19 protein-coding genes are annotated in these 17,629 nt (G+C 69.7%); 6 read left to right on the forward strand and 13 right to left on the reverse strand.

Features of this window, described 5'->3' with window-relative positions; genetic code table 11:
• Positions 1 to 181: 181 nt before the first annotated feature.
• Together glnL and glnG are read left to right on the forward strand one after the other, a co-directional pair.
• Complete coding sequence (gene glnL / locus LRG07_RS09900) at positions 182 to 1,255, forward strand: nitrogen regulation protein NR(II) (RefSeq protein ID WP_201170189.1); 1,074 nt, start codon at positions 182 to 184, stop codon at positions 1,253 to 1,255.
• The gene (gene glnG / locus LRG07_RS09905) at positions 1,248 to 2,663 is read left to right on the forward strand and encodes a nitrogen regulation protein NR(I) (RefSeq protein ID WP_201170186.1); all 1,416 of its coding nucleotides are present in this window, start codon (positions 1,248 to 1,250) and stop codon (positions 2,661 to 2,663) included. The genes glnL and glnG overlap by 8 nt, the downstream gene beginning before the upstream one ends.
• A 15-nt stretch (positions 2,664 to 2,678) precedes the next feature.
• Here glnG and LRG07_RS09910 read toward each other — a convergent pair whose 3' ends face one another.
• The 3 genes from LRG07_RS09910 to LRG07_RS09920 are packed head-to-tail and all read right to left on the reverse strand — an operon-like array spanning position 2,679 to position 4,644.
• Positions 2,679 to 3,674, reverse strand: coding sequence for an NAD(P)H-dependent glycerol-3-phosphate dehydrogenase (locus LRG07_RS09910; RefSeq protein ID WP_201170184.1), 996 nt, complete (start codon positions 3,672 to 3,674; stop codon positions 2,679 to 2,681).
• A 4-nt stretch (positions 3,675 to 3,678) separates the two neighbouring features.
• On the reverse strand, positions 3,679 to 4,197 hold the full coding sequence (gene secB / locus LRG07_RS09915; protein ID WP_201170181.1) for a protein-export chaperone SecB: 519 nt from the start codon (positions 4,195 to 4,197) through the stop codon (positions 3,679 to 3,681).
• Positions 4,198 to 4,203: 6 nt separating this feature from the next.
• Positions 4,204 to 4,644: a rhodanese-like domain-containing protein gene (locus tag LRG07_RS09920; protein WP_201170178.1), complete on the reverse strand. Its 441-nt coding sequence runs from the start codon at positions 4,642 to 4,644 to the stop codon at positions 4,204 to 4,206.
• 127 nt (positions 4,645 to 4,771) lie between these two features.
• Here LRG07_RS09920 and LRG07_RS09925 point away from each other — a divergent pair, with 127 nt between their 5' ends.
• Genes LRG07_RS09925 through LRG07_RS09940 form a run of 4 tightly spaced genes read left to right on the forward strand, consistent with a single transcriptional unit; the run spans position 4,772 to position 8,579 of the window.
• Positions 4,772 to 5,917, forward strand: a complete 1,146-nt coding sequence (locus LRG07_RS09925) for a murein hydrolase activator EnvC (RefSeq protein WP_238642266.1) — start codon at positions 4,772 to 4,774, stop codon at positions 5,915 to 5,917.
• A gap of 27 nt (positions 5,918 to 5,944) precedes the next feature.
• Positions 5,945 to 7,192 carry a S41 family peptidase gene (locus LRG07_RS09930; protein WP_201170172.1) on the forward strand — a complete coding sequence of 416 codons (1,248 nt, stop codon included), beginning with the start codon at positions 5,945 to 5,947 and terminating at the stop codon, positions 7,190 to 7,192.
• A gap of 2 nt (positions 7,193 to 7,194) precedes the next feature.
• On the forward strand, positions 7,195 to 8,019 hold the full coding sequence (locus LRG07_RS09935) for a divergent polysaccharide deacetylase family protein (RefSeq protein ID WP_201170170.1): 825 nt from the start codon (positions 7,195 to 7,197) through the stop codon (positions 8,017 to 8,019).
• Positions 8,016 to 8,579, forward strand: coding sequence for a DJ-1 family glyoxalase III (locus LRG07_RS09940; RefSeq protein WP_238642267.1), 564 nt, complete (start codon positions 8,016 to 8,018; stop codon positions 8,577 to 8,579). Before LRG07_RS09935 ends, LRG07_RS09940 begins: the two co-directional genes overlap by 4 nt.
• Here the strand turns inward: LRG07_RS09940 and ubiB are convergent.
• The 10 genes from ubiB to LRG07_RS09990 form a co-directional block, all read right to left on the reverse strand.
• The gene (ubiB, locus tag LRG07_RS09945; protein ID WP_238642268.1) at positions 8,562 to 10,295 is read right to left on the reverse strand and encodes a ubiquinone biosynthesis regulatory protein kinase UbiB; all 1,734 of its coding nucleotides are present in this window, start codon (positions 10,293 to 10,295) and stop codon (positions 8,562 to 8,564) included. The two genes, LRG07_RS09940 and ubiB, sit on opposite strands and share 18 nt — an antisense overlap.
• The gene (locus LRG07_RS09950) at positions 10,295 to 10,870 is read right to left on the reverse strand and encodes an SCP2 domain-containing protein (RefSeq protein ID WP_201170165.1); all 576 of its coding nucleotides are present in this window, start codon (positions 10,868 to 10,870) and stop codon (positions 10,295 to 10,297) included. Before LRG07_RS09950 ends, ubiB begins: the two co-directional genes overlap by 1 nt.
• Positions 10,871 to 10,883: 13 nt before the next feature.
• Positions 10,884 to 11,633 carry a class I SAM-dependent methyltransferase gene (locus LRG07_RS09955; protein ID WP_201170163.1) on the reverse strand — a complete coding sequence of 250 codons (750 nt, stop codon included), beginning with the start codon at positions 11,631 to 11,633 and terminating at the stop codon, positions 10,884 to 10,886.
• 47 nt (positions 11,634 to 11,680) lie between these two features.
• Entirely contained in the window at positions 11,681 to 13,009 is a 1,329-nt protein-coding gene (gene hslU / locus LRG07_RS09960; RefSeq protein ID WP_201170160.1) for an ATP-dependent protease ATPase subunit HslU, read from the reverse strand.
• Between the two features lie 4 nt (positions 13,010 to 13,013).
• The gene (gene hslV, locus LRG07_RS09965; protein WP_201170157.1) at positions 13,014 to 13,568 is read right to left on the reverse strand and encodes an ATP-dependent protease subunit HslV; all 555 of its coding nucleotides are present in this window, start codon (positions 13,566 to 13,568) and stop codon (positions 13,014 to 13,016) included.
• An 86-nt stretch (positions 13,569 to 13,654) separates the two neighbouring features.
• The gene (gene xerC / locus LRG07_RS09970; protein WP_201170154.1) at positions 13,655 to 14,569 is read right to left on the reverse strand and encodes a tyrosine recombinase XerC; all 915 of its coding nucleotides are present in this window, start codon (positions 14,567 to 14,569) and stop codon (positions 13,655 to 13,657) included.
• A gap of 2 nt (positions 14,570 to 14,571) precedes the next feature.
• A complete protein-coding gene (locus LRG07_RS09975; protein WP_238642269.1) occupies positions 14,572 to 15,282 on the reverse strand; it encodes a DUF484 family protein in 711 nt (236 codons plus the stop codon).
• A gap of 18 nt (positions 15,283 to 15,300) precedes the next feature.
• Positions 15,301 to 16,149, reverse strand: a complete 849-nt coding sequence (dapF, locus tag LRG07_RS09980) for a diaminopimelate epimerase (RefSeq protein ID WP_207189768.1) — start codon at positions 16,147 to 16,149, stop codon at positions 15,301 to 15,303.
• Between the two features lie 19 nt (positions 16,150 to 16,168).
• Entirely contained in the window at positions 16,169 to 17,422 is a 1,254-nt protein-coding gene (gene lysA, locus LRG07_RS09985) for a diaminopimelate decarboxylase (RefSeq protein ID WP_238636552.1), read from the reverse strand.
• Positions 17,419 to 17,541 carry a lipoprotein gene (locus tag LRG07_RS09990; protein WP_201170142.1) on the reverse strand — a complete coding sequence of 41 codons (123 nt, stop codon included), beginning with the start codon at positions 17,539 to 17,541 and terminating at the stop codon, positions 17,419 to 17,421. The genes lysA and LRG07_RS09990 overlap by 4 nt, the downstream gene beginning before the upstream one ends.
• Between the last annotated feature and the right edge of the window lie 88 nt (positions 17,542 to 17,629).

Below are 17,629 nucleotides of genomic sequence, written 5' to 3' on the forward strand. Positions count from 1 at the left end.
ATGTACTACAGCGTCTGAGCCCTTCGGGCGGATGCTGCATCCATGGGGCGGGGCCGGATGGCTGCCGCCCTTTTTTATTGCATTGCACCAGGATGGTGCGATGGTTGCCTGATCATGGGCGCATCCGCACCGGGTCCACGCGGGACCGTCGGGGTGGCCCGGCCTTTGCACAGGGATGGACATGGACGAACAAGAGCGCGACCACTCGCAGATCCTCGAGGAACTGACGACCGCCGTGCTGTTGGTGGATGATCAGGTGCGCATCCTCCACGTTAACCACGCCGCCGAGACGTTGTTCCGGGTTAGCAGTCGGCAGGTGCTGGGCCAGCCCCTTGCCTCGGCCCTGCGCGGTGCGGAGCTGCTCGAGGGACTCATCCGCCAGACCCAGCGCACTGGCGGTGCCTACACCCAGCGCGAGCGCCGCCTGCCAGTGCGCGACGATCACCCGGTGACCGTCGACTGCACCATCACGCCGCTGTCGGCGCATCGGGTGCTCATCGAGATCGCCGAGGTTGACCGGCACGCCCGGATCACGCGCGAGCAGCACCTGCTGTCGCAGAATCGAGCCGTGCAAGAGCTCATACGTGGGCTGGCGCATGAGATCAAGAATCCGCTCGGTGGCCTGCGCGGCGCGGCGCAGCTGCTCGAGGCGGAGCTGCCCGAGCGCGATCAGCGCGAGTATACGCAGGTGATCATCCGCGAGGCCGACCGCCTGCAGCAGCTGGTTGATGCCCTGCTCGGCCCCAATGCGCCGGCGCGGGCGGAGTGGGTGAACATCCACGAGGTCCTCGAGCGCGTCCGTTCCCTGGTCATCGCCGAGGACGCCGAGAATCGCGAGGATGGTGGCCCGATTGTGCTTGAGCGCGACTACGATCCCAGCATCCCGCCGGTCAGCGCCGAGCACAACCATCTGGTCCAGGCGGTGCTCAACCTGGTGCGCAACGCCCGTCAGGCTGCCGGCCCGGGTGGCACCATCACCCTGCGCACGCGCACACAGCGCCAGTTCACCATCGCCGACAAGCCCCACCGCCTGGTGGCCCGCATCGACATCATCGACGACGGACCGGGGATTCCCCTGGATCAGCAGGAGCAGATCTTCTATCCGATGGTCACCTCGCGCCCCGAGGGCACGGGCCTGGGCCTGCCCATCGCCCAGAGCTTGATCAGTCGCCTCGGTGGTCTGATCGAGTGCGTTAGCGAGCCGGGGCGTACGGTGTTCACCATCTGGCTGCCCATGGAGACGGAAAATGACTGAGGCCGAATCGCAGGTATGGGTGGTGGACGACGACCGTTCCATCCGCTGGGTGCTGGAGAAGGCGCTGCGCCGCGCCGGCTTTGGGGTCCACACCTTCGAGAGCGGCGACGCGGCGCTGGAGGCGCTGTACCGGGAAGAGCCCGACGTGCTGATCACCGACCTGCGCATGCCCGGAATCGGCGGTCACGATCTGCTGCAGCGGGTACAGAGCACCTCGCCGCAGCTGCCGGTGATCGTGATTACCGCCTACTCGGACCTGGATGCGGCGGTCAGCTCCTACGAGGGCGGCGCCTTTGAGTATCTGCCCAAGCCGTTCGACGTGGACGAGGCGGTGGATCTGGCTGGCCGCGCTGTGGCGAGTCGGCGCAGGGGTTCGGCCGCGGAAGCCAGTACCGAGGGCTCGGCCGACATCCTCGGCGAGGCGCCGGCGATGCAGGAGGTCTTCCGGGCCATCGGCCGGCTGTCCCGCTCAAGCGTGACCGTACTGCTCACCGGTGAATCGGGCAGCGGCAAGGAGTTGGTGGCGCGTGCGCTGCACCGGCACAGTCCGCGCGCCGGCGGGCCCTTCGTGGCCCTGAACATGGCCGCGATCCCCCACGACCTGATGGAGTCGGAACTCTTCGGTCATGAGAAGGGCGCGTTCACCGGGGCGCAGCAGACCCGGCGCGGACGCTTCGAGCAGGCCGATGGCGGCACCCTGTTCCTCGACGAGATCGGCGACATGCCGGCTGACCTGCAGACCCGCCTGCTGCGGGTGCTTGCCGACGGGGAGTTCTATCGGGTGGGCGCCCACACTGCGATGAAGGTAGACGTGCGCATCATCGCGGCCACCCACCAGGATCTGGAGCAGCGCGTGGCCGAGGGGCGTTTCCGCGAGGATCTCTACCACCGCCTGAACGTAATCCGCATCCAGCTGCCGCCGCTGCGCGAGCGGCGCGAGGACATTCCTGCGCTGGCGCGGCGTTTCCTGGCGGCCGCTGCGCGCGAACTCAACGTTGATCCGAAGGCGCTGCATCCGGACGTCGAGCGCGAGCTGATGCAGCTCGATTGGCCGGGCAACGTCCGGCAGCTGGAGAATACCTGCCGCTGGCTGACGGTGATGGCCAGCGGCCAGGAGATCGTCCCTGAGGACTTGCCGGCGGACCTGCGCGGGGCGCGCAGCACTGGCGGTGGTGACGGCGGGGCGGCGGATGGCGGGGACTGGGAGACAGCGCTGGCCCGCTGGGCCGAGCAGGCCCTGGACGGTGGCGGGGATCACCTGCTCGACGAGGCCCTGCCGCGCTTCGAGCGCGCCCTGATCCGTGCCGCGCTGAGCCGCAGCGGCGGCCACCGTCAGGAAGCGGCGCGCCTGCTCGGCTGGGGGCGGAATACGCTGACGCGCAAGATCAAGGAACTCGGCATGGACTGACTCGGCGGTGGCCGCTCAGTCATCGAACTCCGCCTTGGGCGTTCGTTCCATGAGTTCGCGTACGGCCTGCTCAAGCGGGGTATCCCCGCCGACGACCCGGTAGACCATGTTGCAGATCGGCATCTCCACCCCGTGCCGTGCCGCCAGGGTGTGCAGCTCGGCGGCGGTGCGTGCGCCTTCGACGGTGCTACCCACCGAGGCCAGCGCACGATCCACGTCGGCCCCCTGCCCCAGGGCGAAGCCGAAGCGCCGGTTGCGCGACTGATCGTCGGTGCAGGTCAGCAGCAGATCCCCCATCCCGGCCAGACCGATGAGCGTCTGTGGATCGGCGCCGAGGGCGGCGCCCAGGCGCGAGATCTCGGCCAGCCCCCGGGTGACGAGCGCGGCGCGGGCGTTGGCGCCGAGCCCGAGTCCGTCGCTGACGCCGGTCGCCACGGCGAGCACGTTCTTCACCGCCCCGCCGAGCTCGACGCCGATCATGTCGGTGCTCGAGTAAGGCCGGAAGCGGTCGTTGTGGAAGGCGTGGACGACCTCGGCGGCCAGGTCCGAATCGGTGGCCGCTACGGTGATCGCGGTGGGCAGGCCGCGTCCAACCTCGGCGGCAAAGCTCGGCCCGGAGATGACCGCCATAGCGGGGGTCGGGTCGAGGACGCCCTCGACGACGCCGTGCAGGAAGCCGCCGGACTCCGATTCGAGCCCCTTGGTGGCCCAGACCACCTTGCCGGGGCGATAGGGCGCAAGGCGCTCGATCAGGCCGCGGAAGGCGCTGCTGGGGACGGCGATCAGCAGCCACTCGGTACCGGCGAGGGCCGTGTCCAGATCGGCCGTAGCAGCGAGGCTCTGCGGCAGCGGACAGTCGGGGAGATGGCGGCGGTTGACCCGCTCGGCGTTGATCGCCGCGGCGTGCTCGGCGTCGCGGGTCCAAAGCTGAACCGCGTGGCCATTGCGACCCAGCACCGAGGCCAGGGCGGTGCCCCAGGCCCCGGCGCCCAGTACCGCGATGGTCGCCACGGCGTTACGCCCTCCCCCCGTCCTGCTCGCCGGCCGGGGCGCTGTCGGCGTTGCCCTGCTCACGGCGCTGCTTCTGCTGCTGGTAGAGCGACTCGAAATTGACCGGGGCCAGAAGCAGCTGCGGGAATCCGCCCTTGACCACCAGGTCGTTGATCGCCTCTCGCGCGAAGGGGAAGAGCTGCGCGGGGCAGTAGGCACCGAGCACCCGCTCCATATCGGCCTCAGGGAAGCCCTCGAGGCGGAACACCCCGCCCTGCTTGACCTCGCAGAGGTAGGCGGTGCGCTCGTTGTTGCGCGCGGTCACGGTGACGGTCAGGACCACGTCGTAGGTGTTTTCGCCCAGTGGCTGGTGGCGGGTGCCCAGCTCCACGTCCAGCTGCGGTTTCCACTCGTCGCGGAAGGCCTCCGGGGCGCTCGGCGCCTCGAAGGAGACATCGCGCAGGTACATCTTGGCGATCTGGAAGCGCTGCCGCTGACCCGCGTCGGTGGCGCCGGTGCTGCCGTTGCCGTTGTTCTCTGCCATCGTCCCTTACCCCTTCTTGACGTTCTCCATCGGGTACCCGCTGCCCTGCCAGGCCCGCAGCCCGTGCTTGAGCCGGTAGACGCGGGAGAACCCGGCCTTGCGCAGCTTGCGTCCGACCCGTGCCGCCTGCGGCCCCTGATCATCGTAGACGATCAGCGGCGGATCACCGTCGGCCTCTTTGCGCAGCTTGTCGATCAGCTGATCGAACTCGGCCTCGGGCAGGCTAAAGGCGCCAGGCAGGTGCCCGCCGTCGAACTCCTTGCGCGGGCGCATGTCGATGAACCGGGCCGACTCACGGTTGTACATTCGCGTGGCGGTCTCGGCGTCGATCATCTTTACGCCGCTGTACCAGTGGAAGAGCTCTCCGCCGATCCACCAGCCGAGGATCAGCACGAAGGCCAGCACCAGGCCCCAATTGTTTTGTGCGAATTCGAGGAATTCCTGCATGGACGCTGCCGTGCCTCTGTCACCGGGATCAAGGCGGGGATGATACCAGCCGTCCGCGGTGCCTGCAGGTCCGGACGGCGTGATCGCGCTACCATGGGCGATCCGTGGTAAGGCAGTGGAGAAGGGCATGGCCGCAAGGCGACCGCGCACAGGTCTGGCGATGGGTGTCGTACTGATGGCGCTCGCCGGTGCGTCGTCGGCGGATTACGAAAGCGAGCGCGAGCAGCTCGAGGCCCTGCGCGACGATCTCGAGACGATCCAGGAGCAGCTTGCGGCGGATCGGGCCGCGCGCGACGAGGTCGAGGAGGAGCTGTCGCGGCTGGAGCGGGCGGTCTCGGAGGCGGCCCGCGAGTTGGAACGCCTGCGTGAGGAGCGCGCCCATGCCCGCGAGCGGGTGGCGGAGCTGCGCGAGGACTACGAGGCGGAGGCCGAGCGCCTCGGCCGCCACCGCGAGACCCTCGCCTGGCAGATCGTTGCTGCCTATGTCAGTGGTGGCGACGATCCCCTGCGCCTGCTGCTCAACCAGCAGGACCCGGCCGCAGTCCAGCGTCTGCTGGTCTACCACGACTACTTCAACGAGGCGCGGGCCGGGCACATCGAGGCGGCCATGGCGGAACTGCAGAGTCTGGCGGCCCTGCGCGAGGAGCTCCGCACCGAACTGACCGAGCTTGAACGCCTGGAGCAGGCGACGCGCGAGGAGCGCCAGGCCCTGGCCGAGCAACGCGCCGAGCGCGATGCCCGGCGCGAGCAGCTGGAGGCGCGCATCGCCGAGCGGGGGGCCGAGGCGGAGTCCCTGGAGGCCGAGGTGGCCGAGCAGGAGGCGCTCCTTGAGGATCTGCGCCAACGCCTTGCCGACGTGCCGGAAGAGGCTGCCGAGGTGGAGGCCTTCAGCGAGGCGCAGGGGCGGCTGCCGTGGCCGGTGGAGGGCGAGGTGGCCGAGGCGTTCGGCGAGGCCCGGGCTGGTGGTCTGCAGCGCACCGGCGTCGTGATCGCCGCCGATACGGGCGATGAGGTCCACGCCGTGGCGCCGGGCCGGGTGGTCTTCAGTGATTGGTTGCGTGGCCACGGGCTGCTGGCCATTATTGATCACGGCGATGGCTATCTGACGCTCTACGGCCATACAGAATCGCTCTATGTGGACGTCGGCGAGTGGGTCGAGGCCGGTGACCTGGTCGCCACCGTGGGCAACAGCGGCAGCCGTCGGGATCCGGGGCTCTACTTCGAGATCCGCGAGGGGGCCGAGCCGCGCAATCCGCTGAGCTGGCTACGCTGAGTCCGCCGGCCCGATGAAGGAGCTGCAATGCAATCCTGGAGCCTGACCCTGGCCGCTGCCCTGCTCGCGCTATGTATCGGCGGTGCCGCCGCCGCGCCGCCGGCGGAGGTCGATGACGACCTGCCCATGGCCGAGCTGGAGCTGCTTACCGAGGTCTACAGCCGGATCAAGCGCGACTACGTCGACGAAGTGGAGGATGCGGATCTATTCCGCGCCGCCATCCGCGGCATGCTCTCCGAGCTCGATGCCCACTCGAGCTACCTCGACGAGCGCGAACTCGAGCAGCTTCGCGAGGGTACCCGTGGGGAGTTTGGTGGTGTCGGGCTGGAACTCAGCCGGCAGGATGGCGAGATCCGCGTGGTCGCCCCCATCGACGACACGCCGGCAACTCGGGCCGGCCTGCAGGCTGGTGACGTGCTGCTGCGCATCGACGGTGAGCCCGTGCGTGGCAACAGCCTCAACGATGTGGTGCAGCGTCTGCGCGGTGAGCCGGGCACCGCGGTGGAGGTGACCATCCGGCGCACGGACGAAGAGGGCCGGACCCGCACCTTCGAGCTTGAGCGCGACACCATCCAGGTGGAGAGCGTGCGCGCCCGGATGCTCGAGCCGGGCTACGGCTACGTGCGCATCAGTCAGTTCCAGGAGCGCACCGCCAGTGACCTCTATCCCGCCCTCGACCGCCTGCTCGATGAGGCCGGCGGCGGTCTCCACGGCCTCATCCTCGATCTGCGCAACAATCCCGGCGGGGTGCTCGATCCGGCGGTGGCCGTGGCCGATGCCTTTCTCACCGAGGGGCGGATTGTCTACACCGAAGGGCGCATGCCCCAGGCGCGCATGAGCTTCGAGGCCACGCCGGTGGACCGGGCCCGCGGTGCCCCGATGGTGGTGCTGATCAATCGCGGGTCGGCCTCGGGCTCGGAGATTGTCGCCGGCGCGCTGCAGGATCATCGACGCGCCGTGGTCATGGGTCGGGCGAGCTTTGGCAAGGGCTCGGTACAGAGCGTTATGCCGCTCGGCGGGGCCGCTATGAAACTGACCACGGCCCGCTACTACACCCCGCAGGGCCGCTCGATCCAGGACGAAGGGATCCAGCCGGATATCGTGGTCGAGGAGCTGCGTCTGGCCGAGGCCGCGGAGCGGGAGGCCGAGGTCGTTCCGGATACCCCGGCGGATGCCGATGACGCCGAGCAGGCGGCGGAGCTGGCCCAGGATGACTATGTCCTGAGCGAGGCGCTGAACCTGCTCAAGGGGCTGCGCGTGTTCGAGGGGCGTTGAGCATGGCGAAGGGTTATCGAGGGTTCTTCGCGGCCGGCGTCCTGGCGGTCTGGGGTGCGCCGCTCGCCGCGCATGGGCCGGCGGGCACAGACTGGATGTCGTTCCCCGAACCGCGGGCGGAGACGCCGGCCGGCCAGCCGGCGGCGCTGATCATCGACGACGTCGGCGACGACCGGGCCGCGGGGCGGCGCGCCATTGACCTGGATGCGGGGGTGACGCTCTCGGTGTTGCCGCACACCCCCCACGGCCGATACCTGGCCGAGCGCGCCCATGAGCGCGGTCGCGAGGTGATGCTGCACCTTCCCATGGAGGCAAAGAACGGGGCCGATCCTGGCCCCGGTGCGTTGTTCCTCGATATGGACGAGGTGCAGGTGCGCGAGACTGTGGCCCGTGCCTTGGAGGCGGTTCCCCACGCCGCCGGCGTCAACAACCACATGGGCAGCCTCATCACGCGCCACCCCGGGCACATGACGTGGTTGATGGAGGAACTGGCGGCGCGCGACGATCTGTACTTCATCGACAGTCGTACCTCGGCGCGCTCGGTGGCTCAGCGGATGGCCGATGAGCAGGGCGTGGATAACGCCGTGCGCCACGTCTTCTTGGACCCGCAGCGCGATGCCGATGTGATCGCCGAGCAGTTCGAGCGTTTCGTGGCCCTGGCGCAACAGGGTCAGGGGGTGATCGCCATCGGCCATCCCTACCCCGAGACCCTGGATCTGCTGGAGGAGGAATTGCCCGGACTGCGCGAGCGGGGTGTGACTCTCGTCCCCGCCGGCGAGCTGGTTGATGAACCGGCCACCGATCCAATCAAGGGAGATCGACGATGAGTGTACGAGTTCTGGTTCCGCTGGCCGAAGGCTGTGAGGAGCTGGAGGCGGTCACGGTGATCGACCTACTGCGCCGGGTCGGAGCCGAAGTGGTGGTCGCCGGCCTGGAATCGGGAACGGTGCGCGCCAGTCGCGGCGTGCAATTGGTCCCGGATACCGACCTGGACCGCGTTGCCGAGGAGAGCTTCGACCTGATCGTGCTGCCCGGCGGACTGGGCGGCGCCGAGCGGCTGGAGAGTGACGCCCGCATCGTCCGCATGCTGCAGGCGCAGAATGAGAGCGACGGCTGGATCGCGGCGATCTGCGCTGCCCCGCGCGTGCTTGCCGAGGCAGGCGTCCTGCAGGGGCGCCGGGCCACTGCCTTCCCGACCCAGCTCGAGCGCCACGGCATTGAGCCGGAGGATAGCGCGGTGGTCATCGACGACAACCTGATCACCTCGCGCGGGCCGGGGACGGCGATGGACTTCGCCTTGCGCCTGATCGAGGTTGTCTACGGTGACGAGAAGGCGGCCGAGGTTGAGGGTACCCTGCAGCGTCCGCTCTCACACCAGCGCTACTGAGTTGCTCGGCCGTGGGGGGGGGGCCCCCCCCCCCCCGGGGGGGGGGGGGGCCCCCCCCCCCCCCCCCGGCAGGGCCAGAACCAAAGCCATCAGCCCCAGTCCGCCCAGGCCCCAGGTGGCCGGGGGCACATCGGCCCAGGCCTCGGGCGTCCCCTCGCCGGTGTGGCTGAGCACGGCGGCGATGATCAGCGCAGCCCCGGCGATGGCGGCGTAGACCCGTCGGTTGCCCCGGTCGACCTCCCGACGCAGCTGTTCCATCTCCTGGCAGTGGCGGTGGAGTTCCGCGCGCATGCTGGCCAGGTCGTCCAGCCCGCGGTCGATTCGGTTGGGCAGCTCCGGTAGCTTGTCCCCCCACTCCGGCAGCTGTTTGCGGATGTTGCGCAGCGCTGCCGCCGGGCCCAGCTCCTCGCGCATCCAGCGCTCCAGGAATGGTTTGGCCGTGGTCCACAGGTCCAGATCGGGGTAGAGGTTGCGGCCCAGCCCCTCGATGTTGAGCAGGGTCTTCTGCAGCAGCACCAGCTGCGGCTGCACCTCCATGTTGAAGCGCCGGCCGGTCTGGAACAGCCGCAGCAGCAGCTGGGCGAAGGAGATCTCGTGCAGCGGGCGGGCGAAGGCCGGTTCGCAGACGGTACGGATGGCGGCCTCGAACTCCTCGACCCGGGTACCCGCCGGGACCCATCCCGACTCGACGTGCAATTCGGCCACCCGCCGGTAGTCCCGGTTGAAGAAGGCCATGAAATTACCGGCCAGGTAGTGGTGGTCCGTCGGTGCCAGCGAACCCATGATGCCGAAGTCGATCGCGATGTAACGCGGCTCGGTGGGCCGCGTGGGGTCGACGAAGATGTTGCCCGGGTGCATGTCCGCGTGGAAGAAGCTGTCGCGGAAGACCTGGGTAAAGAAGATCTCGGTGCCGCGCTCGGCGAGCTTCTTGAGGTCGATGCCGTGGGCCTTGAGGGCCTCGATGTCGCTGATCGGCAACCCGTGCACCCGCTCCATGACCATTACGTTGCGCCCGGTGTAGCGCCAGTAGACGGCTGGCACGTAGAGCAGCTCCGAGTTCTCGAAGTTGCGCCGCAGCTGCGAGGCGTTGGCCGCCTCGCGCATGAGGTCGAGCTCGTCGTAGAGGTTCTTCTCGAACTCGCGGATGACGTCCACCGGGTGCAGACGTCGTGCGTCGGGTACGTAGCGCTCGGCCAGGGCGGCGGCGGTATGTAGCAGGTCCAGGTCGCGGCGGATGACCGCCGGGATGCCCGGGCGTACCACCTTGACCACCACCTCGCTGCCGTCGTGCAGCTGCGCGCCGTGGACCTGGGCGATAGAGGCCGAGGCGATGGGGGTGTCCTCGAAGTGGGCGAAGACGTCCTGGATGGGGCAACCGTAGGTCCGCTCGACGATGCGCCGGGCATCCTCATGGGGGAACGGCGGTACGCGATCCTGTAGCCGCGCCAGCTCACGGGCAACGTCGGCCGGGAGCAAGTCCTGGCGCGTCGACAGGATCTGCCCGAGCTTGACGAAGATCGGTCCCAGCTCCTCCAGGGCACGCCGGACGCGCACCCCGCGGGGGACCTTGCGCCGTACCCAGCGCCAGGGCATGAAGATGACCAGAAAGCGCAGCGGGCGGAAGATGGGGGCCGCCAACACGACGTCGTCGACGCCGTTGCGGAGCATCACCAGCTGGATCCGGGTCAGGCGCAACAGGCGACGCGGTCCGATCATCAGCGCCCTCGTTCCAGCCGCTGGATGCGTACGGCGAGGCGGTCGGTGTCAGCGCGCAGGCGGTCCACGTCTTCCAGGAAGGCGCGGGCGCGCTCGGGCTCCGGCACTAGGCCGGACTCCTCGGCCAGCCACTCGCCGAGGTCGGTGGCGCTCTGCTGCGCGCTGTCGTTGAGCCAGCGGCCTGCGTTGCGCAGGGTGTCGGCGCTCCACTGTGCCAATGGGTCGCCGAGCAGGCGCGCCAGCGGTTCCTCCCAGTCCGGGCGCAGGCCGCTGAACAGGTTGCGCAGGTGCTCGACCACCGCCACCTCACCGCGGATGCGCAGTCGTCCCACGGCGTCGCTGCCCTGACTCAGTAGCGCCGTCAGTGCCTCGCGGCTGGCGATGATCTCGGCGTCGGTCTCCTCGTCGGCGTCGGCCCCGCTGCCGCAGAGCACGACACCCGATTCGCGGAAGCGCACCACCAAGTGCGGGAATCCCTCCACGCTCAGACGCACCCGCCGGCCGAGCAGCGGGGCGAGCAGCTCGGCGGCGTCGGGATCCAGGTGGATCCAGCGGTTGATCAGGGCGTCGAGCATGGCATCGGCGTCTTCAGTAGACCCAGCCGGTGTGGATGGCAGCCACACCGGCGGTGAGCAGGGTGTAGTCGCAGTCCTCGAAGCCGGCCTCCTCCATCATGCCCTTGAGCACCGGGGCCTCGGGGTGCATGCGGATCGACTCGGCCAGGTAGCGGTAGCTCTCCGCATCGTTGACCACCAGCTTGCCCATCATCGGCATGATGCGGAAGGAGTAGAGGTCGTAGAGTGGTCGCAGTGCCGAGACGTACACGTGGGAGAACTCGAGGATCACAGCCCGTCCACCGGGGCGTAGCACGCGGCGCATCTCGGCCAGGGCGTTTTCCTTGCGGGTGACGTTGCGCAGACCGAAACCGATGGTCACCCGATCGAAGGAGGCGTCGGGAAAGGGCAGTTCCTCGGCGTCGGCAAGGACGCAAGCAGCCTGTTCGCCGACGCCCTCGTCGATCATGCGGTCCCGCCCCCGGGCGAGCATGGAGAGGTTGATGTCGCTCATCACCACCCGGCCTTCGGGGCCAACGCGGGGCAGCGCCAGGCTGGCCAGATCGCCGGTGCCCGAAGCGATGTCCAGAACCTCGTGGCCCGGGCGCAGCACGGTCTGGCCGATGGTCTGGCGTTTCCAGATGCGGTGCAGGCCACCGGACATCAGGTCGTTCATGAAGTCGTAGCGGTCCGCCACCGAATCGAAAACCGAGCCGACCCGCTTGGCCTTCTCCTCCAGCGGGACCTCGCGGTAGCCGAAGTGGGTGGTCTTGTCGTCGCTCACGCTGTCCTCCCCCTACCCGCCCCTGCGGGTTGTCTCGGATGGGCCGGTCACAGGATGTACCGACTCAGGTCCTCGTCCTCGGCCAGGCCGGCCAGGTGCTCTTCCACATAGGCCGCATCGACGGTGCGGGTCTGGCCGCTGTGGTCCGCCGCCTCGTAGGAGAGCTGCTCGAGCAGGCGTTCCATCACGGTGTGCAGGCGCCGGGCGCCGATGTTCTCGGTTCGCTCGTTGACCTGACGGGCGATCTCGGCGATGCGGCGCACGCCGTCGTCGGTGAATTCCAGGGTCAATCCCTCGGCGGCCATCAGGGCCCGGTACTGCGCCACCAGCGAGCTGCTCGGCTCGGTGAGGATGCGCACGAACTCTTCGGTGCCCAGGGCCTCCAGTTCAACGCGGATGGGCAGGCGCCCCTGGAGCTCCGGGATCAGATCCGAGGGCTTGGCAACGTGGAAGGCGCCGGAGGCGATGAACAGGATATGGTCGGTACGCACCATGCCGTGCTTGGTGGAGACCGTGGCGCCCTCGACCAGCGGCAGCAGGTCGCGCTGGACGCCCTCGCGGGAGACGTCCCCGCCGCCGCTCTGCTCGGCACGCTTGGTGACCTTGTCGACCTCATCGAGGAAGACGATGCCCTGCTCCTCGACCCGCTTGACGGCCTCGGCCTTGACCTCTTCCTCGTTGACCAGTTTGGCGGCTTCCTCGTCCCGCAGCACCCGTTTGGCCTCGGCGACGGTTAGCTTGCGCCGCTGGGTCCGCTCCTGGCCCATGTTGCGGAACAGCCCCTGGAGCTGGTTGGACATCTCCTCCATCCCCGGCGGAGCCATGATGTCCACGCCGGGCCCGCTGGCCTGGACCTCGACCTCGATCTCGCGGTCGTCGAGTTCGCCGTTGCGCAGCTTCTGCCGGAACTTCTCCCGGGTGCGGTTCTCTACGTCCTCGGGTCCGCCGCCGCTGGGCCCGGGCAGCAGGGTGTCGAGCAGGCGGTCCTCAACGGCCCGATCGGCCTTGTGGCGCATCTCGGCCATGGCCTCTTCGCGAACCAGCTTCAGGGCCAGGTCGGTGAGGTCGCGGATGATCGACTCGACGTCGCGGCCGACGTAGCCGACCTCGGTGAACTTGGTCGCCTCGATCTTGATGAACGGCGCCCGCGCCAACCGTGCCAGCCGGCGGGCGATCTCGGTCTTGCCGACGCCAGTGGGGCCGATCATGAGGATGTTCTTGGGGGTGATCTCGCTGCGCAGCGGCTCGTCGACCTGCATGCGCCGCCAGCGATTGCGCAGGGCGATGGCCACGGCGCGCTTCGCCTCGCCCTGGCCGACGATGTGCTTGTCCAGCTCCTGGACGATCTCGCGCGGGGTCATCGTGGCTTCCGACATGTCGTTACGACTCCTCACGGGTCTCGGGCAGCGTCTCCACGGTGATGTGGCGGTTGGTATAGACGCAGATATCGCCGGCGATCTCCAGCGCCCGCTGGGTGATCTGGGCCGCGGGCAATTCGGTGGACTCGAGCAGGGCCCGGCCGGCGGCCTGGGCGTAGGGACCGCCGGAGCCGACGGCCATCAGGTCGTGCTCCGGCTCGATGACGTCGCCGGTACCGGAGAGCGTCAGTAGGGATTCGGTGTTGGCGACCACGAGCAGGGCCTCCAGGCGGCGCAGGACGCGGTCCGAGCGCCACTCCTTGGCCAGCTCGACGGCGGAGCGGGCCAGTTGCCCGTGGTGCTTCTCAAGCTGCGCCTCGAAGCGCTCGAACAGTGTGAATGCGTCCGCCGTGGCGCCGGCAAAACCGGCCAGAACCCGGCCGTGGTAGAGCCGGCGGACCTTGCGCGCGTTGCCCTTGAGCACCGTGTGCCCGAGGGTGACCTGTCCGTCGCCGCCGAGGGCGACCTGCCCCTCGCGGCGGACGGCGAGGATGGTGGTGCCGTGCAGTGTTTCCAAGATCGGCCTCCTGAGTGTTCGCGCCGCTCATTGTACCCGAGAGCATCGCCCGCGGGTCGACGCTGCCGTGGCACCGAGCCCGCGGTTCACTCCGGATCCGGGTCCCGGCGCCGCCGGGCCCGGGGGTGGGCGCGGTCGTAGACCTGGGCCAGGTGCTGGAAGTCGAGGTGCGTGTAGATCTGGGTGGTGGAGATGTCGGCGTGCCCGAGCAGCTCCTGGACGGCGCGCAGGTCGCCGCTGGACTCGAGCATGTGTGTGGCGAAGGAGTGGCGGAGCATGTGCGGGTGGACCCGCCGTTGGACCCCGCGCAGTCGGGCCAGGCGCTGGAGCCGGCGCTGCACGGTGCGCGGACCCAGCCGCGCACCGTGGCGGCCGACGAACACGGCGGTCTCCTCGGCGTCCGCCCAAGCCGGTCGGTGGCGGAGCCAGGCGTCGAGGGCTCGCAGGGCTTGGCGTCCGACCGGCACCACCCGGTCCTTGGCGCCCTTGCCGCGCAGCACGCGGACCAGCCCGTCGCGCCGGTCGATGTCCATCACGTTCAGCCCGACCACCTCGGAGAGGCGCAGCCCGCTGGAGTAGATGAGCTCGTAGAGCGCGGCGTCGCGGGCCTGGAGCGGGTGCTCGAAGTCGGCGCCGTCGAGCAGTCCGGCCGCCTCGTCCGGGTCGAGGGTGCCGGGCAGGCGCCGCGGGGTCTGTGGCGGACGCACCTCGGCGGCCGGGTCCGCGGCGGCCGCCCCTTCCCGGATCAGGAAGCGATAGAAGCTGCGCAGCGCGGCCAGCTGCCGGCCTAGGGTGCGGCCGGCCAGGCCGCGACGGCGGCCGCGGGCGACCCAGGCACGGACCACGTCGTGATTCACGGCGGACCAGCTGGAGAGGTCCTGCTCGGCGCAATAGGCGGCGAAGGCCTCCAGATCCTGGCGGTAGCGCTGCCGTGTCGGTTCAGCCAGGCGGCGCTCCGTGGCCAGGTGGCGGTCGAACCGCTCCAGCCAGCTAAGGTCCAAGGCTACCCCCGGTGCAGGAGCCGGTCGAATACGCGCGCCGCGGTGGTACCGAGCCGGCGCAGGAAGACCGTGCCCTGGCCCGGGTGGTAGCGCTGGGGATCGCTGCTGCCGATGCCGAGCACGCCCACGGCACGCTCGTCGATCATCGGTACCAGTGCGGCACTGGCCACGGTTGTCTCGGTGTCCGGAAAGATGGTCCGGGCCTGGGCGTCGGTGGGTGCCCCGCAGCTGGGGCGGCCGCGCTCGAGCAGGGGCCTGAAGCAGGTCAGCGTCGAGTCGCCGTCGCCGAGCAACTCGGGGAGGGGCTCGCGCGCCGCGGCACTGCCCTGCTCCGGGGCGATGAGCAGCAGACCGACGGCATCGGCCTGGAAACCCTCGCGCAGTCCGGCACGCAGGGCCTCGACCGCCGCCTGCAGGTCGTCGGCGGCGAACAGGTCCAGGGTCAGCTCGTGGAGCCGTTCGGCGGTTCCCTCGTTCTGCCGGGCCACCCGGACCATGTCGTCGAGACGCCGGCGCAGCCCCGCACTCTCCTCGCGCAGGACCCGGACCTGGTGTTCGATCAGCGAGGTGGCATCGCCGCAGTCGTGGCGGAGTTCGAGCCGCGCGAGAACCTCGGGGTGGCGGTGCAGCAGGTCGGGGTGTTCGACCAGGTAGGCGGCCACCTCGGCCTCGTCGAGCAGCGGGGCCTCTTCACGCTTCGCGCTCTCTGTCACACCGTTCGTCCTGCTTGCTTAGCGGGTCGGTCCCCGGGGCGTCACCGCGGCGGAGGCGGGTAGCTCGATCTCGCCGCGGAAAACGGTGCGTGCCGGGCCGGTCATCCACACCGAGCGCCCGGGACCGCGCCAGTGTATCACGAGCACTCCGCCGGTCAGCTCCACGGTCACCGTGGTGTCGAGCCAGTCGCGCAGGCGGCCGGCGACCACGGCGGCACACGCCCCGGTGCCGCAGGCCGGCGTCTCGCCGACGCCGCGCTCGAAGACACGCAGACGGATCCGATCGCGGCTGCAGACCTCCATGAAGCCGACGTTGACCCGCCGCGGGAAGCGCGCGTGCCGCTCGATTTCGGCCCCAAGCTCGGCCACGGCGGCGGTGTCGACGTCGTCGACGCGGAGGACGGCGTGCGGGTTGCCCAACGAGACCGCACCGATGGTCCGCTCACCGCTGCTAGTGGCCAGCCGGTACGCCTCCTGCCTCACCGGCGCCTGGAACGGGATCCGTGCGGGCTCGAGTTCCGGTGGACCCATGTCGACGCTCACCTGGCCGTCGTCGCGGGGCTCCGCCTCGGTGATCCGGCCGTCCGTCTCGATCCGCAGCACCCCCGGCGCGGCCAGCCCCTCGTCGATTAGGAAGCGGGCCAGACAGCGGACGCCATTGCCGCAATGCTCGACCTCGCCGCCGTCGGCGTTGAAGATCCGGTAGCGGACGTCGGCGGCGACGTGCGCCGGCGGCTCGGCGACCAGCAGCTGGTCACAGCCGACGCCGAGCCGGCGGTCGGCCAGGCTGCGGATGGTCTCGGTGGTCAGCTCCAGGCGCTGGCGGACGCCGTCGAGGACGACGAAGTCGTTGCCCAGCGCCTCCATCTTGGTAAAGCGCACGGCTTCAGTCCTCCGGTAGAGACGCTTCCCCGGTCATCAGCTCGTCGAGGGTCTCACGGCGGCGGATCAGGTGGCTCCGGGGACCGTCGACGAGTACCTCCGGCGGCCGAGGCCGGGCGTTATACGCTGAAGCCATGACGGCGCCGTAGGCGCCGGCGCTGCGGATGGCCAGCAGACCGCCGGCGGCGGCCGGCAGCGGGCAATCGCGGGCGAAGGTATCTGCGGACTCGCACACCGGTCCGACCACATCCACCGGGCGGCAGTGCGCGCTCGTCGGGGCGATGGACTCGACGGTGTGGGCGGCGTCGTAGAGCGCCGGGCGCAGGTAGTCGTTCATGCCGGCGTCGACGATGGCGAACTCCCTGCCTCCGTTTTGTTTGAGATACTCGATGCGCGTGACCAGGACGCCGGCCTCGGCGACGATGGCCCGGCCCGGCTCGACCAGAACCGCTACCCCGAGATCCCGCAGCGGCGCCGTGACGGCCTCGATGTGCTCCGCCGGGCTCGGTGGCCGCTCATCGACGTAGTGCACCCCGAGCCCCCCGCCGGCGTCGACGTGGTCCAGGACGATCCCCTGCTCCTGCAGACGGCGCGCCAGTGCCGCCAGCCGCTCGGCGGCCTCGGTCAGGGGAGCCACCGAGAGCAGTTGCGAGCCGATGTGGCAGGCGATGCCGCGTACCTGCAGGCGTGGGTCGTCGGCCGCCTGCCGATAGAGGGCTTCGGCCTCGTCGAGGGCGATCCCGAACTTGCTCTGTGCCAGTCCGGTGGCGATGTAGGGGTGGGTCTCGGGGTTGACGTCGGGGTTGACCCGCAGGGCCACCGGCGCCGGGGTGCCCTCGGCCTCCGCGACGCCGGCGATGCGTTCGAGCTCGGCGGCGGACTCCACGTTGAAGCAGCGGATGCCGGCGCGCAGCGCGCGGCGGATCTCGTCGGTGCCCTTGCCAACGCCGGAGAAGACCACCCGCGCGGCTTCCCCGCCGGCGCGCAGGACCCGTTCCAGTTCGCCGCCCGAGACGATGTCGAAGCCGGCGCCGTGGCGGGCGAGCAGATTGAGCAGGCCGAGGTTGCCGTTGGCCTTGACTGCGTAGCAGATATCGGCATCGCTGCCGAGGGCGGTGCGGTAGCGATTCCAGCGCGCCTCGATAGCGGCGCGGGAGTAGACGTAACAGGGGGTGCCGTAACGCTCGGCCACCTCGTCGAGGGGCAGTGATTCCACCCACAGGCGGTCATCGTGTCGGGTGAAGCCGGGGTGCGTCATGACGGGTCCTCTTCGCCGCTTTCGTCGGGGAGGTAGAGATCGGCCTTCTGGCCGCAGCCACCGGCGAGGATCAGCAGGGCGAGCAGCACCAGCGCCGCCGTCCGGGATCGCGTAGGCATGAGCCTCTCCACGGATGGGTGATAAACCGCTCATTATAGCGGCTAGCGGGGCCCATCGTGAGGGCGGCGGGTGCCGGCCGTTCCGCGG

It is taken from the genome of Halorhodospira sp. 9622 (genome assembly GCF_022228025.1).
GTDB lineage: Bacteria > Pseudomonadota > Gammaproteobacteria > Nitrococcales > Halorhodospiraceae > Halorhodospira > Halorhodospira halophila_A.

Bases quoted from the DNA above. Each gene is read 5' to 3' on its own strand.
- glnL (WP_201170189.1), top strand. From the start codon at position 182: ATGGACGAACAAGAGCGCGACCACTCGCAGATCCTCGAGGAACTGACG.
- glnG (WP_201170186.1), top strand. From the start codon at position 1,248: ATGACTGAGGCCGAATCGCAGGTATGGGTGGTGGACGACGACCGTTCC.
- secB (WP_201170181.1), bottom strand. From the start codon at position 4,197: ATGGCAGAGAACAACGGCAACGGCAGCACCGGCGCCACCGACGCGGGT.
- LRG07_RS09920 (WP_201170178.1), bottom strand. From the start codon at position 4,644: ATGCAGGAATTCCTCGAATTCGCACAAAACAATTGGGGCCTGGTGCTG.
- LRG07_RS09925 (WP_238642266.1), top strand. From the start codon at position 4,772: ATGGCCGCAAGGCGACCGCGCACAGGTCTGGCGATGGGTGTCGTACTG.
- LRG07_RS09930 (WP_201170172.1), top strand. From the start codon at position 5,945: ATGCAATCCTGGAGCCTGACCCTGGCCGCTGCCCTGCTCGCGCTATGT.
- LRG07_RS09935 (WP_201170170.1), top strand. From the start codon at position 7,195: ATGGCGAAGGGTTATCGAGGGTTCTTCGCGGCCGGCGTCCTGGCGGTC.
- LRG07_RS09940 (WP_238642267.1), top strand. From the start codon at position 8,016: ATGAGTGTACGAGTTCTGGTTCCGCTGGCCGAAGGCTGTGAGGAGCTG.
- ubiB (WP_238642268.1), bottom strand. From the start codon at position 10,295: ATGATCGGACCGCGTCGCCTGTTGCGCCTGACCCGGATCCAGCTGGTG.
- LRG07_RS09950 (WP_201170165.1), bottom strand. From the start codon at position 10,870: ATGCTCGACGCCCTGATCAACCGCTGGATCCACCTGGATCCCGACGCC.
- hslU (WP_201170160.1), bottom strand. From the start codon at position 13,009: ATGTCGGAAGCCACGATGACCCCGCGCGAGATCGTCCAGGAGCTGGAC.
- dapF (WP_207189768.1), bottom strand. From the start codon at position 16,149: ATGGAGGCGCTGGGCAACGACTTCGTCGTCCTCGACGGCGTCCGCCAG.
- lysA (WP_238636552.1), bottom strand. From the start codon at position 17,422: ATGACGCACCCCGGCTTCACCCGACACGATGACCGCCTGTGGGTGGAA.
- LRG07_RS09990 (WP_201170142.1), bottom strand. From the start codon at position 17,541: ATGCCTACGCGATCCCGGACGGCGGCGCTGGTGCTGCTCGCCCTGCTG.